This window comes from Paraburkholderia sp. CNPSo 3076 (genome assembly GCF_026343935.1).
Lineage (GTDB): Bacteria > Pseudomonadota > Gammaproteobacteria > Burkholderiales > Burkholderiaceae > Paraburkholderia > Paraburkholderia nodosa.
This window is the reverse complement of sequence record NZ_JAPMAL010000008.1, coordinates 181553-198203: the sequence shown is the minus strand read 5'-3', so window position 1 is coordinate 198203 and position 16651 is coordinate 181553. Positions and strand designations below refer to the sequence as shown.

Genomic DNA, 16651 nt, shown 5'->3' with positions numbered 1-16651 from the left:
TCGTATCTCTCCTGTCTCACCAGATTTTTGGCGCGCCGCTCGCATGCAGCGCCGCGATATAACCAAATACGAACGACGCGCCGATACTGCTGCCGGCGCCCGGATAGCACCGTCCGACCACGGACGCCGTGCAGTTTCCGGTGGCGTACAGGCCGGGAATCTGTGTGCCGTCATCCCGGAGCACGCGAGCGTATTCGTCGGTCACGAGGCCACCCGCCGTACCGACGTCGCCGGGGTACATGCGTACCGCGTAGAACGGGCCCTCCTCGATCGGCGCGAGGTTCGGGTTCGGCTTAATGGTCGGGTCGCCGTGGCAACGATCGAATGCGCGCGAACCGCGCCCGTAGTCTTCGTCGACGCCCGTTTCGCAGAAGCCGTTGAAGCGCTTGATCGTCTTGAGCAGACCGTCACGGTCGATATTGCATTTCGCGGCCAGCTCTTCGAGCGTATCGGCCTTGATCATGTAGCCGCTGTCGAGCCACTTCTGTGGAATCTGCCCCGGCATGGCTGTGCCCCACGGGTAGTACTTGCGCTGCCGGCTGTCCATGACGACCCACGCGGGCACGGCCTTGCCGGTCTCCTTGTGGCGCTGGTACATGCGCTGGCCGATTTCCATATAGGCCCCCGCTTCGTCGCAGAAGCGTTCGCCGTCCTGATCAACCATGATGGAAAACGGCAGCGAAAGATCGAGGTGATGCATGAACGGCAGCGGCGATCCATCCGGTGCACGCGCCCCCTCGGGCAGTTCTTCGTTGGGGCCAAGCGACGTCACGACCCACCACGCTTCCTCCATGCAGTCCACGGCCCCGCCCAGCGCGATAGCGGCTTGCAGAATTTCACCGGTATCGCCCGGATTGGCGTTGGTCCAATCGGCCGATGAAGGCTGCGGCTGGTATTTGCGGCGCATTTCCGCGTTGTGCGAAAAACCGCCCGTGTTGAGCAGCACGCCTTCGCGAGCCTGGATGCGCATCTCGCGGCCGCAGCGAACCGCAACGATGCCGGTCACACGCCCGTCCTCGACAATGAGTTCACGCACCGGCGTGTCGGTCCAGATGGGCACATTCGCGCGCAGCGCCATCTGCAACATGCGTCCCTGAATCGCCGCGCCGTTGGCGACCAGCTCTTTGCCCGAGATCTTCTGGTACAGCATGCGGCCGCCAAGCTGCATCGCCTTGCGCTTACCGGCCCACGTCCGCTTCATCAGAAAGAGCTGCGGGTACTCGTCCGAGTTGGCCGGCATCGAAGGGCCTTTGTAGCGCGACAGACGCGGCGCCCATTCGCCCAGCTCCTTCACGTCGAACAGTTTTGCCAGCAGCGAACGGCCACGCGGCTCTCCGCCGGGCAGCGTGTCGTAGTAGTCGGACCAGCCGTCCGCGTACACGAACTGCATGCCGTGCTGTTCGAGGAACTCGGCCATCTTCGGCCCGGTGCGCAGATACGCCTCGCGTCGCGCCTCCGATGTGCCTGGGCCTTGATAGGTCACCGCCGCGTCGAAGTATTGACGCGCGCGTTCATACGAATCGCTCACGCCGTGGCGCTTCATCACGTGATTGTTGGGCAACCACCAGACCCCGCCCGAATAACCGGTCGAGCCGCCGACCTTCGGCAACTTCTCGATGATGAGCGCCTCCTTGCCCACCGACTTGCAGGCCAGCGCCGCGCACATCGAACCGCCACCGCTCCCGACCACCACGAAATCGTAGCTTGCGTCCCAGGTCCCCGACATCACTCCTCCTGCGCGATGAATTCGCGCAGCGCGCGATGGAAGTTCGACACCGACGTTTCCTGAAGCGGATTCGTGCGCGAACCCTTGAACCCGCGCGACTTCATACCCTGCTGCACGTTAGTCATGTTCTGGAAGTCCTGCCACAGGATCAGGCCGAAGTTCTCCTGCGCGTTCTCCTTCCAGTCGTCCGCGCCATAATAAAACTCACGCTTCAACGGCGGCTCCGCGCCAGGCGCGAAGCGCTGGAGCGACCAGATGTCGTAGATGCACGAATCGGGGTTGTCACCGTCCGGCCGTGCGCGATAGAACAGCGCGCCGTCGGGGTACGGGAGAAACACGAGATTCGGAAACACGTGCCAGTCCGCACCGGCGCGACCGAGTTGCTCGAACGTGATATCGGGCCAGCCCGCGCCTTCGGCGATGGCTGCTTCGCGCTGGAACTCCATCGCTTTCCCAAGGACTTCGAACTGGTTGCCCGACGGCGACATTTCATGCATCAAACGCTTCGCGGCTTCATAGTCGCGAGCGGTGTTGATCGCCTTGAGGGTTTCCTCCATGACACGGAAGAAGTTCACGAGCCCCTGGCGCACGTCCTCCGGCATCGGCTTGCCGGTGCGCGGCGACGGCGCACCGATCATGCGCGTGGCCGTCGAGTACCCGAACATGCCGTGGCGGCCGTAGGCGAAGCTGCGCGTTACGTCGTCGCCGGCAACGTCGAGCAATTGCGGATGCGTTGCGGCAACGTGATAGCCTTCGTTGAACGCTTCGAGCGCGACCTTCCAGTTGCACGGCAGGCGAATCGACTTGTACCAGCGGTAGCGCATCTTCTCGAACTCGAAGCAGTTCGTGATCTCCGGCACCGGATCGAGGAATTTTGCGAGCGGCTCGGCGTTCGGATCCATGTTGATGAAAACGAAACCGCCCCACGTGTCCACCAGAACGTCGGTGAGATGCAGATCGCCATCGGCCATTTCCGGGCAGCCTTCCCAGTCTTGCCGGTCGAGCACGCGCGCCACACTGCCGTCCAGATTCCACTGCCAGCCGTGATAGGCGCAGTGGAATTTCGCGGCCTTGCCGCATCCGTTGGTCAGGCGGCGGCCGCGATGCTGGCAGACGTTGAAAAAGGCCTTGATCTCTTCAGCCGACTTTCGCACGACGATGATCGACTCGCCCGCCACATCGAAGGTCACGTAGTCGCCGACGTTGGGAATCTCTTCCAGGCGGCAGGCAACCTGCCACACGCGCGGCCACAGGCGCTCGTTCTCCCGCTCGAGAAACTGCTTCGACAGGTAACTGTCCTTCGGGACGAAATCGAGTCTGACCGTGTGCTCACCCGAATCGGGACCTCTGTTACCCATGGATATCTCCTTGATGTGGCCGGCGTAGGCGCCGGTTCCGGCTTTTTATGTAGCGGCCGCTCGTCTTGCAGCCTGGTCGGTAGCCAATATGCAACTATCGGTGCAATTTCTGTGAACGGCGTTCAGATGCTAGGCTTACGCCAGGATTGCTGTCAATCCGGGCGAACGTCAATCGAACTCAATCGAGCGCCGCGGTCAGCGCGGGTACCGCTTCGAACAGATCGGCGGTGAGCCCGTAATCGGCCACCTGAAAAATCGGCGCCTCGCTGTCCTTGTTGATCGCGACGATGACTTTCGAGTCCTTCATGCCGGCAAGGTGCTGAATAGCGCCGGAGATGCCCACGGCGATATACAACTGGGGCGCGACGATCTTGCCGGTCTGCCCGACCTGATAGTCGTTCGGCGCGAACCCGGCGTCGACGGCCGCGCGCGACGCGCCGACGGCGGCGCCGAGCTTGTCCGCGAGCGCATCGAGCAGCTTGAAGTTATCGCCGTTCTGCATGCCGCGGCCGCCCGAAACGACGATATTCGCCGCGGAAAGCTCCGGGCGGCTCGACTTCGTGAGTTCCTGACCGACAAAACGGGCCTTATCGAAGGCCGGTGCCGTGGCAACCGCGCGCGCGGGCGCGGTGCCCGAACCGGTGGCCGCCGCATCGAAGGCGGTCGGGCGGATCGTGATGACTTTGATGGCATCGGACGATTGCACCGTTGCGAGTGCATTGCCCGCGTAGATCGGACGCACGAATACATCCGGCGCCCTGACGGCGACGACATCGGAAATCTGCGCGCTGTCGAGCAACGCCGCCACGCGGGGCATGAAGTTCTTGCCCACGGCCGTCGAAGCGGCAATCACATGCGTATAGCCGCTGGCAAGTGAAACAACGAGTGAGGCGAGATTTTCCGGCAGCGCGTGCGCGTACTCGGGTGCGTCCGCCACCAGCACCTCGGCGACACCGGCAATGCTTGCCGCTTGCTCCACCACGGCCGCTGCGCCGTGGCCGGCCACCAGCACATGAATGTCGCCGCCCGCTGCGCCCGCCGCCGTGACGGCGTTGAGCGTGGCGCGCTGCAGGGTTGCGTTGTCGTGTTCGGCGATTACGAGAATAGTCATGATCAGATCACCTTCGCTTCGTTGCGAAGCTTTTCAATCAGCGCTGCAACATCCGGAACCATTACGCCGCCTTTACGCGCCGGCGGCTCAGTCACTTCGAGAACCTTCAAACGAGGCGCGACGTCAACGTTCAGCGCTCCGGGGCTCAGCGTCTCCAGCGGCTTCTTCTTCGCCTTCATGATGTTGGGCAGCGTGACGTAGCGCGGACTATTCAAGCGCAGATCCGTCGTGACCACGGCCGGCAAATCGAGCGCGACGCGTTCGAGTCCACCGTCGATCTCACGCGTGACGAGCAGTTGCTGCCCGTCCACTTCCGTCTTGAACGCGAATGTCGCTTGCGGCCAGCCGAGCAATGCGGCGAGCTTCTGACCGGTTTGACCAGCGTCGTTGTCGATGGCCTGCTTGCCGAGCAACACCAGTTGCGGGTTTTCCCGCGACGCAACGGCGCTCAGCAGTTTGGCGACTGCGAGAGGTTGCAGGTCGGCATCGCTTTCGACGAGCACTGCGCGATCCGCCCCCATGGCGAGCGCCGTGCGCAACACCTCCTGCGATTGCGCAGTTCCCGCCGATACCACGACGACTTCACTCGCAATACCCGCTTCCTTGAGGCGCACCGCCTCCTCTACCGCGATCTCATCGAACGGGTTCATGGCCATCTTCACGTTGGCCAGATCGACACCCGAACCGTCGGCTTTCACCCGCGGTTTCACGTTGTAGTCGATCACGCGCTTCACCGCGACCAGTATCTTCAATTTGACGCTCCGAACGCTTTGTTGAACAATGTTCCATATTCTGAACTCATCTTTTTACGGCTGTCAACGAGAAGAATGAACAAGGCGTCGTTCGGCAACGAATTTGGCGCTCTCGTTCACCACCATGGAGACAACGAATGAAGCTCTATCGATGCGAACGTTTTGAGGGAATCTCAGGCCTGGCGCTACGCGAGGAACCCGATCCACCGCCGCCCGGCGCTCGTGAAGTCCTCGTGCAGGTCAATGCGAGTTCGCTGAACTTCCGCGAGCTGTTGCTGATGAACGGCGCGTTTCGCGACTGGATGGCGCCCAACTTCATTCCCGCCTCGGACGGCGCCGGCGTCGTGCTTGCAGTCGGTTCTGGCGTTCGGCGTTTCAAGCCCGGCGACCGGGTGATGGCGAATTTCGCGGAAAACTGGCATGGCGGCGCGCGTCCGCAACACGCGGATATGCTGGGCCGCGGCGCGATAGTCGAAGGCATGCTGCGCGACAAGGTGGTGTTGAGCGAGGAGGAACTGGTTGGCGTTCCGGATCATCTCTCCGACGAGGAGGCTGCGACGCTGCCCTGCGCCGCGGTCACCGCATGGAACGCGTTGTGCACGCACGCGCCCCTTCTGCCGGGCGAAACTGTCCTCGTACAAGGGACGGGCGGCGTATCGATTTTCGCGCTGCAGCTTGCGCGTCTGTTCGGCGCTCGCGTGATTGCCACCTCGTCGAGCGATGCGAAGGTCAAACGCCTCGCGGAATTAGGCGCCGACGCTACCATCAACTACCGCGAAACGCCGCAATGGGACGACGCCGTGCTGCGCCTGACCGATGGACTGGGCGTCGACGTCGTCGTCGAGGTGGGAGGCGCGCAAACGTTCGGCAAGTCCGTTGCCGCCACACGGGATGGCGGCCGGATCAGCGTCGTGGGGCTGCTAACCGGCGCCCCCTCTCCGGGCGAGGGATTCTTCACGCGTGGCCTGTCGATCGCGCCGATCCGCGTCGGTTCCCGTCAGGATTTCGAAGCGATGAATCGCGCGATCGGCCTGCACAAACTGCGGCCGGTAATCGACTCGATTTATGACTTTGCACACGTACCGGATGCGCTGCGGCACCTCGAAAGCCAGCAGCATTTCGGCAAGATCGTCATTCGCCACCAGCAGGCAGCTACTGCATGATCGATGGGAGTCAGACTATGAAACTGTTTTCACTGGAAGGACAGATTGCGCTCGTCACCGGAGCGTCACGCGGCCTCGGCTTCGCTATGGCACGTGCGTTGGCGTCGGCAGGTGCGACCGTCATTCTTTGCGCGCGATCGCGCGAGAGTCTGGAAACTGCCGCGGAATCGATCCGGAAGACGGGCGGCAGCGTCGACGTCGAACCGTTCGATCTCACGGATCAAGACGCGATCAGAAACGGCGTACGCAACGTCCTTGCGCGTCATGGACGCATCGACGTCCTGCTCAACAATGCCGGCATTTGCGAATGGAGCGATTTTCTCCAGTCGAGCGTTGAAATGTGGCAAAGGACGATGGATACCAACGTCACGGCCGCGTATCTGCTCGCGCAGGAAGTCGCTCGTCCCATGATCGAACGCGGGCACGGACGCATCATCAACGTGGGCTCTTACGTTTCGGTGCTCGGCCGGGAGAAGCTCCAGGCATACGTGGCCAGCAAGCACGCGGTCGCCGGGCTCACGAAATCGCTCGGCGCGGAGTTGGGCCGCCACGGCATTCGTTGCAACGGTATCTGTCCCGGCTATTTCCTCACCGATATGGCCGAGCCCGTTACATCGAATCCGCAAATGAAGGAGATCGTCCGCTCGCATATCTCAGTTGGACGCTGGGGGAACCCGGAAGAACTCGGCGGCGTAGCCGTGTTTCTCGCCTCCGAGGCCAGCTCCTACATGAATGGCCAGATGCTGATGGTAGACGGCGGCGTCTCGGAGATCCTGAGCTTCTCGATGTCCGTGGTGTAGGCCTGCCCAGCACCGTCCGCCCCGACATCTCCTGTCTTGCACGCAATTCGTGCCCGCCATCTTCGCAGATGGCGGCCCGCTACATTCGTTCTGCGGGCGGTGCCGCGTAACGCGGCACATGCCACACGGTCACGACCGCAGGGTCACCTCGCCATTGCGGGCTTCGACCTGCGACGAACCCGCCGCCGCGGGTTTCGCCACTGCCTTGCGGGAAATCCCTTGCAACAGGAAATGCGACAGCGCCGGGATCAGGATCAGCGCACCGATCATGTTCCACAGGAACATGAACGTAAGCAGGATGCCCATATCGGCCTGAAACTTGATCGGCGAGAACGCCCACGTCACCACCCCCGCGGCCAGCGTCACACCCACCAGCGCCACCACCTTGCCCGTGAACTGCACCGCGTGGCGGTAGGCCACCTTCAGCGGCTGCCCTGTGCGCTGGTACGCAAGCTGCACGCTCAGCAGGTACAGCGCGTAGTCCACGCCGATCCCCACCCCCAGCGCAATCACCGGCAGCGTCGCCACCTTCACGCCAATACCCAGCTTAACCATGAGCGCCTCGCACAGCACCGACGTAATGCCGAGCGGAACGACCGCCACAACCACCGCGCGCCAGCTGCGGAACGTGATGAAGCACAGCAGGATCACCGCCGCGTACACCATGAACAGCATCGTGCGGTTCGCCTTCGCAACAACCACGTTCGTCACCGCGTCAATACCCGCCGAGCCCGCCGCCATCAGGAACTGGTGGTCCGCATCACTGTGCGCCTTCGCGAACTCCTCGGCCACCTCCATCACCCGCGAGAGCGTTGCCGCCTTGTGGTCCGTCAGATACGCAATGACCGGCGCCGTACCGCACGTCTGGCTGATCAGGTCCGGATGGTCCAGCAGGATCTGCCAGACCGTCTTGTTGATGATCGATGGCACACGGTCGATCGTGTACCACTTCGGATAGCCCTCGTAGAAGCCCGAGGTCATCCAGCGCGTCAGGCCACCCACCGAGGTCGTCGTCTGCACGCCCGGAACGCCGCGCAGTGCGGTCTCGAGGCGGTCCGCCTCCAGCACGAGCGGGAAGTTGTTCGCGTCGCAGGTGCCGTGCGACGACTTGCCGACCACTACGAACAGATCGCTCGACAGCCCGAAGTGCGCGTTGATGTACGCGTTGTCAAGGTTGTAGCGCGAGTTCGGGCGCAGCTCCGGTGCGCCGCTATCCAGGTCGCCGATCTGCAGGTGCTGGCTGATCGACCAGCCGACTGCCGTGAGCGCCGCCGCGCACACGATCGCGCCCACCGCCCAGCGGCGCTCGGTGAACCGGTCCAGCAGGTTCCAGAGCGCACCCGCGGACGACGTGCCGCGTTCGTCGTTCTGCTCGCCACGCACGCTGCGACGTGCCGCCGACGGACTCACACCCACATACGAGAGCAGCACCGGCAGCAGCAGCAGATTCGTGAAGACAAGCACGCCCACGCCTACGCTCGCCGTGAAGGCCAGGTCCTTGATCACCGGAATGTCGATTACCATCAGCACGGCGAAGCCGACGACGTCCGCGAGCAGCGCCGTGAGTCCGGCCAGGAAGAGCCGCCGGAACGTATAGCGCGCAGCCACGTAGCGGTGCGTGCCGCGCCCGATGTCCTGCGTGATGCCGTTCATCTTCTGCGCGCCATGCGACACGCCGATCGCGAACACGAGGAACGGCACCAGCACCGAATACGGATCAAGCACGTAGCCGAGTGTGCTGATGATGCCCAGCTGCCAGACCACGGCGATGAGAGAGCAGGCCACCACCAGCAGCGTGCTGCGATAGCAGCGGGTGTATAGAAAGATCACGGTGAGCGCAATCGCCGCGGCGATACCAAAGTACATCGCCACCTGCTTCAGACCCGCGATCAGGTCTCCGATCAGCCTGGCGAAGCCCACCACGTGCACGCGCACCTCGCCCCGGCCTTCGGTCTTGATGACCTCGTCGATCTGGCGCGAGAGCTTCGCGTAGTCAAGCGCCTTGCCCGTATCGGCGTAGTGGTCCAGCAGCGGCAGCTGGATCATGCTCGAATGCAGGTCGTTGGATACGAGGCTGCCAACGATATTGGCCCGCGCCACGTTCGTACGCAGCTGTGTAATCGCCTGAGTCGAACTGTCGAAGCCGTCCGGCATGACGGGACCGCCCGCGAAGCCCTTCTCGGTCACCACGTTCCAGCGCACGATCGGCATCCACAGCGATTTCACGCCCGGGCGATCAACGCCTGGAATCAGGAACAGGGCATCGTTGATGCGACGCAGTGCCGCCAGGTACTTCGGATCGTAGATGTCGCCGGAAGGATTCTCGACGACGATACGCAGCGAGTTGCCGAGTCCCTTCAGGTCCGCCTTGTTGGCAAGATAGTTCTTGATGTACGGATGCGAGAGCGGAATCATCTTCTCGAAACTCGCATTGACATCGAGCCGCGTCGCCTGAAACCCGAGCACCGCGGTGATGATCGCGCAGATGATCATCAGCCAGGGACGCCGGTTGAAGATCAGCCGCTCGAGCGCGTTGCCAGAACGCGAATCGAACTGGGCAAGATCCGCCACGACGGGCATCTTGTCGAATTGGGCATTGTTGCCGCCAGCCATGTCTGCTCCCCCTTATTGCGACTTCGCCAATGTGACCCGCGTCAGTCCGGCTGCGCCGGCCAGCACCGCGGTGTCGTCGCGCAGCGCCATGGCGAAGACCCCGCCCGGCTGGCTCGCGCCCAGTGTGTGAAACGTTGCGCCCTGATCGGTGCTCTCGAGCAGCTCGCCGGCCTGCGTGGCCAGCAGCAGACGACCATTCGGGAGTTCGGCTGAGGCGAGGATGCTCGCGCCGGTTGGCAGCGTGATCTTGCTCCAGGTGGCGCCGCCATCGGTGGAGCGGTAGGCGTTGCCGAGCAGCCCGTACACGACCATCGCGTTGCCAGCCGCGGCGAGTCCGAAGAGGCTGCCCTTGGACGGCGAGGACACCGCAACGAAGCGCTGCCTGTCGGGATCGAGTTTGAGCAGCAGGCCCTGCTCGCCCACGATATAGAGCGTCCCGTTAATACGCCGCATCGCATGCAGGTTCAGGGCGTCCGGGTTGTCGACGCGGTCAAACCATGGAACCCAGCTCTTGCCGCCGTCTTCGGTATGGAAAATGATGTTGAACGAACCGATGACCCAGCCCGAGCGCTCGTCGTCGAACCAGACGTCGAGGAAAGGACGTCCGCCCTGGTCGGCCACGAAGCGCTGGGCCTCCTCGCGCGAGGCCTTCAAGTCCGGCGAATCGCCCTGCTGCTTCGCGTAATAGTCGGTCATCAGCTTCGCGGCCTGCTCGCCGTCAAGCTGGCGCGTCCAGGTATTCCCGCCATCGACCGTATGGAGCACTTCCCCATCGTGTCCGACCGCCCAGCCCAGCGTCGCGGACTTGAAGGTCACCGCAACAAGATCGGCGCTCACTGGCACGTTCACCTGGCGCCAGTGCGCCGCGTCGTCGTCCGAGACGAGAATGACGCCGCGTGGCCCCACCGCGACCAGTCGCTGGCCGGCCTGGGCAACGGCCATCACGGGTTCGTGTGCAGCGCGTGGGTTGGTGATTGCCGGCGAGTGCATCGGGTCGGCAAACCCCGCATAAACCGCACTGCTCGCGAGGCCTGCTGCCGCCACCAGGGCGAGCCAACGAAACATGGTATTGCGCATTGCGTCTCCTTCACAGTTACTGCCGATCGACTCCGCGAACTGTCCTGGGCTTTATGTAATTTTGGCGTGCAGTGCCGGGTCGGACCGGCACTGCAAGTTTGCTGCGCTTACTGCTTTACCGCGTACTACCGGATACCGCTTGACTGCATGTGCTCCGGCGTAAAGAAGTCATGCGAAAAGCTGCTATTGAAGAAGACGCCTGGCGACTCGGCCGGATGGCTTCCGAAGATATACACACCGCTATTGAAGTCGTAGAACCAGTTGCCCAGCGAATACGGCACTTTGTAATCGTACGCAGGCACCGTAGTCTGGAAGCCCCCACGATAGAGCTTGCCCGACTGGTCGTACGCGTCCATCATTCCGCCGCCGCCGTCCTCGTCGAAGTACATCGTCTTCTTGCTGTAGATGTGGCGCGAGCCCGGCTTGAGCGTCAATTCCACAACCCACACCCGGTGCAGTTCCCAACGCACATCGTCGGGATTCACGAAATGCGGCGTCAGGATCTTGCTCGCAGGCGTCTCGTACTGTTGCTTGTAGTCGTTGTACGGGATGTACATCTCCTTCTTGCCGATCAGCTTCGCGTTCCAGCGATCGATCTTCCCGTAGAACAACTGAATGTCGTCCATCGTGATCGCGCCCGAGTAGCCGGGGTTCGGAGTGTCATAGGCCAGGTCTGGCGCTACTCGTACGCGACGCTGACCGGGGTTGTACTCCCACGATTGCTGGTCGTGATCCGCAGTGTCCGTGAAGAACCAGTAAAGCGTGGTATCACCAATCATTCGCGCCGGCGCTACGAAATCATTGTTGATGTACTGCCAGACGGCAGTGCCACCCTTCTTCTTGAATGCATCTTCCTGTTTGAGGTCGAAATACGGGTAGTAAATCGAACTCTTGAATTGAGCCGCGAGGATCGGCGTGCCGCTGGTGTCGACGAGCCACGTCTTTACATTGTTGCGCTGCGCCGTACCGACGTAGCGCAGTTCCCAGTCCCACATCGCTTCCTGCCCATTCCTGGGCACAGGAAACGGTTTTCCGCCGAATGCGTCTGCCACGAACAGACCGTTCTTTTCAAGCTTCGCACTCTGCGCATTCTTTTCCGAATTCGCCAGATACCAGTCCGGGTACGAGACGGAACGGTGCGTCGGGTAAACATCCATGCGGTACGTCGGGTAGCGCTTGAACAGCTCGACCGAACTGGCACTCAATTTGTCGGCGTATTGCTGGTAGTTTTGCGCCGTTATCTGCATCGTCGGCTTCTCACCAGCAAACGGATCCGCCCACTTTCCCGAGTCGGGCTTAAAACCCGCCGGCGCCTGCGTAATTCCGCCCGTGTACGCAGGAATCGCCCCGTCCTTGCTGCCGGCAATTTGCGCGCCGAATGGCGTCATCCCGTTCTCAAGCGCGCCAGCCATCGGCGCCATGCAAACAGCCGCTGCAAATGCTAGCGCCTTCATCAACATCCGGGGCTTCTTCAAAGCCTTCACCATCCCTTTCCTGAATAACTCAGAACCAAAAGCAACAACGCTACTTTCGATACCCAACACCCATGTAGAACTTCGTTGCCGAAGCGTCCTGCCTGGCGGGGCCACGCAGGACGCTACTAATTACCTCACTCCTACATCGGCAGGCAATTAGCGCACACCCGCAGACTGCATGCGTTCCGGTGTGTAGTAGTCGGACGGGAAGCTCACGTTAAAGAGAATCCCCGGCGTCTCAGCAGGGTGACTGCCGAAGATGTAAATGCCGCTATTGAAGTCGTAAAACCAGTTGCCGAGTGAATACGGAACCTTGTAGTCGTAGGCGGGCACCGTCGTCTCGAATCCACCGCGATAGAGCTTGCCCGACTGGTCGTAAGCGTCCATCATCCCGCCACCGCCATCTTCATCCAGGTAGAGCATCTTGCGGCCGTAGACGTGGCGCGCACCCGACTTGAGCTTCAGGTCAACGACCCACACACGGTGAAGCTCCCAGCGTACGTGATCCGGATTGACGAAATGCGGTGTGAGGATCTTGCTCGCGGGCGTTTCATACTGCTGCTTGTAGTCGTTGTACGGGATGTACATCTCCTTCTTGCCCACGATCTTGGCGTCCCAGCGATCGATCCGTCCGTAGAACAACTGGATGTCATCCATCGTGATTGCGCCCGAATAGCCGGGGTTCGGCGTATCGTAGGCGAGATCCGGCGCCACCCGCACACGACGCTGCCCCGGGTTGTATTCCCAGGACTGCTGATCATGATCCGCCGTGTCCATGAAGTACCAGAAGAGGGTCGTATCGCCAATCAAGCGCGCCGGTGCCGCGTAGTCGTTGTACACGTAATACCAGTTTGCGAGGCCCGCTTTTTTCCGGAATTCATCCTCCTTCTTGATATCGAAGTACGGGTAATAGAGGGAGCTCTTGAATTGCGCCGCAAGGATCGGCGTACCACTCGAGTCCACCAACCACGTTTTCACGTTATTGCGTTGGATCGTACCGACGTAACGCAACTCCCAGTCCCACAACGCTTCCTGCCCATTCTTCGGCACCGGAAACGGTTTTCCGCCAAATGCTCCGGATAGGTAAAGGCCGTTCTTTTCAAGCTTCGCGGTTTGAGCGTTCCTGGTGGAGTTCTCCAAATACCAGTCGGGATACGAAACGCTGCGGTGAGTCGGATAGACATCCATCCTGTAAGTCGGATAGCGTTTGAATAATTCGACTGCCGACGCACTTAATTTGTCCGCGTATTGCTCGTAGTTTTGTGCCGTGATCTGGAGAATGGGTTTTTCACCGGGAAACGGATCCGCCCATTTTCCTGAGTCCGGTTTGAATCCGGCCGGAGCCTGCGTGATGCCCCCAGTATAGGCAGGAATTGTCCCGTCCTTGTTTCCTGCGATCTCGGCGCCAAACGGCGTCAATCCGCTATCGGCGGCTAGCGTGTATGGCGAAGCCCAGATTGCCGCAAGAACCGCAAGCGTTTTAAGAAGCTTTGGGAATCTTTTCACAGCTGTCTCCATCTTTATCAAAACGTTGTCTGATACGTGATACCGAGCCAGGACTTGTCGCTGTAGGGCGCGCCGAGAGCCGTCGCGGCGCCCGCCGTCGAGTACCCCTTCTTGTTCATATAATAGGTGTAGGTGATGTCCACCTCGTGCTTGTTGTAGATCGTGAAGTCGAGCCCGACCACGAACGTATTCTGGCCTTGCGCCTCGGCGGCCGGCGAGATAACGGACGAGTAGCCCTTCAGGTTCAGATTGACGAACAGCGGCATCGTCAGGTCGACCCCAGGGAATACCTGATACCACTGCGGGCTCGCACCGATGCCGAGACCGGCCCAGAAGCGCGTCGAGCAGTTATTGAATGCAGAATTGCCCGATGCCGAACACTGGCCCGTGGTGTCATAGCTGGAATTAGCGAAATTACCCGCATTCGACTGCACGCTCAACAACTGATTGAACGAGAATTCCGCCTGCAGGAACATGTTGTCCCACAACGGCGACTTGCCGAACGACTGCGTAACGTTCAAAAGACCATGCAGCGTACGGCCAGTCGGCGCGTCGTTGACCGTCGTCGTGTTGACTGCATTGAGCGGCATGTTCCAGCGGTATGAGACTTCGCCAGCCACGGCGGCATTGCCGATAGCACTATTGAAGCCCAGACCGATCAGGTTGACGTCGTTGCCGTATTTCGCCGTGACGCCCGGCAGATTGGTGCCCGGAAAGAGTTGCGGCCCAGCGCCCGGCACGAGCACGGCCGCCCAAGGCATCTTCATGGCGAAGTGGCGATACGTCAGTTCGTAGGTGGTTGCCAGCGAATCAACACGCCACTTGCCGTCAAGACCGATATCACCGATCTGACCTTTGGTCGGCGGTACACGCGGAATCGCGAACGTGCCCAGTCCAGGAATCGTCGTGTAGCTGGCCACCGGCGGCCCATAGAGAATCGGATCCGCACCGCCGAAATACGTGCCGCCTTCTGGCAGGCGATCGTGGTTCCACTCGAAGGTATATTGCGCCCCGAGGGTGATCGTATCCGTAATGTTCGTCGTCACGTCAGCCTGAGCCGTCGGCAACACGATCTCCTTGAGCGAGGCGCTCGGGCTCTGCGTCAGCTTCATCAGGTCCAGAGGCGCCTGGCCGATCGCCACCGAGTTGGCGCCACCCAGCGTAGCAAACGCCGACTGGCCCCAGGTAACCGCCGTGCGGCCGAGCTTGACGTTGACAGAATGCCCGCCGAGGTCAAAGGTGTTGAACACGAAGGCATCACGCAACTCGGCGCTCGGTCCCTGGTAATACTTCTTGATGTAGCTTGTGTACTCGTTGTTGGGATAGTTCGGCAGAAATGCCGGATTGCTCGTATTGTGATTCTTGAACGTCGGGTCGTACCACGCGTCCATACTGATGCGGAAGCCCGACGTCTCCTTGTACTTGAAATCGAACTCGCTGTAGAGGTTCAGCATCGCCTGGATCGTGCTGAACCTCGGCGTCGACAGATCGCCTTCGTCGTAGGTCGGACTGTTCGTGTAGAAGTGATCCGGGTTCTGAAGCCGAATGTCGTAATCCGCACGCACCGTGTTATCCCATTCCATGTCGATGTCCGGGTTCGGCACATCAAAGTGAAATGCATTGGCGTTCGCGCTCCACAACCCGCAAGCCGCCGCGATACAGGTTGCGTGCACGCCAAGGCTGATCGCACTTGGCTTCAGGCTCTTCTTTTTCATGCGTCTCCTCTTTTCTTTGTCGAACTGCCGCAGAAAAGGCCAAGGCCGTTGGACTGCCGCAGACTTTTAGCAATGAAGCGAAACCGGCCTCTACCTCGTCAGCATCGCGTCTCGGGGTCCCCCCCAGCGCATCACCAGAATACGAATGCTGTTCGCAAAGATAAACGCTCGAAACCTGACTGTCAACGCTCGCTCACCCCTATGCGGTACATTTTCTCGAACGCCGTTCACAAACCTGGGTAAACGAGAGTTCGATTTTTGTCATCGGCTTAACTCAGTACATGCATGCCTTGGCCAATGTGGCGCCGACTGCATACGGCGCGCGTTGTGCTAACGAGTGTTGGCGGCGCTTGCATTTGCGGGGCATCCGCCTCGCCTGCGCGGGTTGGCGACGCAAACCATGGGAGCTTTCGCGCAACAAGCCGGCGGCGGTTCATGAATCGACATGCAGGCCGGGCGCGGCCAAGTATCGCCGCCCCCAAGCGGCGCGGTACCGGTCACGGACGACGCGGCGTTTAGTCTTTCGATTCAATGGTGAACGGAGGAAGAATTGCACGAGCGACCGAAGCGCTTACGGGACCAGACCACCTTCCTTGGCAGTCCTTCCATATATGCCGGCTGTCGACCGCGACTTTCGCAATCCGCTATCCAGTTCCTGCGCTAGCGTGCATTGCTGGTTTTCGGGGAGCAGGAGGGAACACGCGCCAGGCCCCATCGTCATGCCGAAAGAAGAATATCGAAAGGTCCCCCTGCGAGGCGGATGACCGTGCGAGCACACACCTCGTCTGGCTCGAATTCGCGAAGGTACATCGGGTCACGTGCACCGGGGTGTTCGCAGTGGGTGCGAGCCATTTCTCGATGAGCGCACGCAAAGAACTTTCTCCAAGCTTCATGCCCTGCTCCTTCAACCGCTCTTGCGCGCCTCTGACGATCACACTCACGGGTGCAAATGGAGGCACTAACCAGTCAGCCCAGACACCCGTGTTCCTCGTGCTCCGGTTGCCGTCGCAGAAGGTTCCGCGTGATGCAGACGTAAATGTGTCTACTGACTAAATATTAGTAGTCAGTAGACCCATTATCAAGATTCAACGGTACCAGGGGAAATGCCGGTATGGACAAGTCCACCCTATTTTCTAGTAGCATGCGTGATGCTACAGGGCGAGAGCCGCATGTGATCTGGAGTCAATTAGTCGTCGGACTACTGTTTATTCGTCGCCTGACTAGCGGTATCATCAGATCAAACTCGCCGCCGTCCGATCCGAATCGGAAGACGTAAATATCGGGGGCGGGAACAGTTTCCAGTCTTATTCGTCTCGCCATTACGACGCGCGCGAGAGGGACAGGAAACGCCAAGG

At 60.9% G+C, this 16651-nt stretch carries 11 protein-coding genes; 2 read left to right on the top strand and 9 right to left on the bottom strand.

Annotation, left to right across the window (positions count from 1 at the left end):
- Window positions 1–16 precede the first annotated feature (16 nt).
- The 4 genes from M3A49_RS11720 to M3A49_RS11705 all read right to left on the bottom strand — a co-directional run bounded on the left by M3A49_RS11720 (window position 17) and on the right by M3A49_RS11705 (window position 4947).
- Window positions 17–1726: an FAD-binding protein gene (locus M3A49_RS11720; RefSeq protein ID WP_266228827.1), complete on the bottom strand. Its 1710-nt coding sequence runs from the start codon at window positions 1724–1726 to the stop codon at window positions 17–19.
- Window positions 1726–3084 carry an aromatic ring-hydroxylating oxygenase subunit alpha gene (locus M3A49_RS11715; protein ID WP_266228826.1) on the bottom strand — a complete coding sequence of 453 codons (1359 nt, stop codon included), beginning with the start codon at window positions 3082–3084 and terminating at the stop codon, window positions 1726–1728. The genes M3A49_RS11720 and M3A49_RS11715 overlap by 1 nt, the downstream gene beginning before the upstream one ends.
- Window positions 3085–3262: 178 nt before the next feature.
- Entirely contained in the window at window positions 3263–4195 is a 933-nt protein-coding gene (locus tag M3A49_RS11710; protein ID WP_266228825.1) for an electron transfer flavoprotein subunit alpha/FixB family protein, read from the bottom strand.
- 2 nt (window positions 4196–4197) lie between these two features.
- Complete coding sequence (locus M3A49_RS11705) at window positions 4198–4947, bottom strand: electron transfer flavoprotein subunit beta/FixA family protein (protein ID WP_266228824.1); 750 nt, start codon at window positions 4945–4947, stop codon at window positions 4198–4200.
- Between the two features lie 137 nt (window positions 4948–5084).
- Here M3A49_RS11705 and M3A49_RS11700 point away from each other — a divergent pair, with 137 nt between their 5' ends.
- Window positions 5085–6110: a zinc-dependent alcohol dehydrogenase family protein gene (locus M3A49_RS11700; RefSeq protein WP_266228823.1), complete on the top strand. Its 1026-nt coding sequence runs from the start codon at window positions 5085–5087 to the stop codon at window positions 6108–6110.
- Window positions 6111–6127: 17 nt separating this feature from the next.
- Window positions 6128–6910 (top strand): SDR family oxidoreductase, encoded by a 783-nt coding sequence (locus tag M3A49_RS11695; RefSeq protein ID WP_266228822.1) that lies wholly within the window; start codon window positions 6128–6130, stop codon window positions 6908–6910.
- Between the two features lie 129 nt (window positions 6911–7039).
- Here M3A49_RS11695 and M3A49_RS11690 read toward each other — a convergent pair whose 3' ends face one another.
- The 5 genes from M3A49_RS11690 to M3A49_RS11670 form a co-directional block, all read right to left on the bottom strand.
- The gene (locus tag M3A49_RS11690; protein ID WP_254353300.1) at window positions 7040–9523 is read right to left on the bottom strand and encodes an efflux RND transporter permease subunit; all 2484 of its coding nucleotides are present in this window, start codon (window positions 9521–9523) and stop codon (window positions 7040–7042) included.
- Between the two features lie 12 nt (window positions 9524–9535).
- Complete coding sequence (locus M3A49_RS11685) at window positions 9536–10600, bottom strand: WD40/YVTN/BNR-like repeat-containing protein (RefSeq protein ID WP_266228821.1); 1065 nt, start codon at window positions 10598–10600, stop codon at window positions 9536–9538.
- Window positions 10601–10725: 125 nt separating this feature from the next.
- Window positions 10726–12087, bottom strand: coding sequence for a DUF1329 domain-containing protein (locus tag M3A49_RS11680; RefSeq protein WP_266228820.1), 1362 nt, complete (start codon window positions 12085–12087; stop codon window positions 10726–10728).
- A 144-nt stretch (window positions 12088–12231) separates the two neighbouring features.
- On the bottom strand, window positions 12232–13581 hold the full coding sequence (locus M3A49_RS11675; protein WP_266228819.1) for a DUF1329 domain-containing protein: 1350 nt from the start codon (window positions 13579–13581) through the stop codon (window positions 12232–12234).
- Between the two features lie 17 nt (window positions 13582–13598).
- Window positions 13599–15296, bottom strand: a complete 1698-nt coding sequence (locus tag M3A49_RS11670; protein WP_266228818.1) for a DUF1302 domain-containing protein — start codon at window positions 15294–15296, stop codon at window positions 13599–13601.
- Window positions 15297–16651: the final 1355 nt, after the last annotated feature.

Bases quoted from the DNA above. Each gene is read 5' to 3' on its own strand.
- M3A49_RS11720 (WP_266228827.1), bottom strand. From the start codon at position 1,726: ATGTCGGGGACCTGGGACGCAAGCTACGATTTCGTGGTGGTCGGGAGC.
- M3A49_RS11670 (WP_266228818.1), bottom strand. From the start codon at position 15,296: ATGAAAAAGAAGAGCCTGAAGCCAAGTGCGATCAGCCTTGGCGTGCAC.
- M3A49_RS11710 (WP_266228825.1), bottom strand. From the start codon at position 4,195: ATGACTATTCTCGTAATCGCCGAACACGACAACGCAACCCTGCAGCGC.
- M3A49_RS11700 (WP_266228823.1), top strand. From the start codon at position 5,085: ATGAAGCTCTATCGATGCGAACGTTTTGAGGGAATCTCAGGCCTGGCG.
- M3A49_RS11695 (WP_266228822.1), top strand. From the start codon at position 6,128: ATGAAACTGTTTTCACTGGAAGGACAGATTGCGCTCGTCACCGGAGCG.
- M3A49_RS11680 (WP_266228820.1), bottom strand. From the start codon at position 12,087: ATGGTGAAGGCTTTGAAGAAGCCCCGGATGTTGATGAAGGCGCTAGCA.
- M3A49_RS11715 (WP_266228826.1), bottom strand. From the start codon at position 3,084: ATGGGTAACAGAGGTCCCGATTCGGGTGAGCACACGGTCAGACTCGAT.
- M3A49_RS11690 (WP_254353300.1), bottom strand. From the start codon at position 9,523: ATGGCTGGCGGCAACAATGCCCAATTCGACAAGATGCCCGTCGTGGCG.
- M3A49_RS11685 (WP_266228821.1), bottom strand. From the start codon at position 10,600: ATGCGCAATACCATGTTTCGTTGGCTCGCCCTGGTGGCGGCAGCAGGC.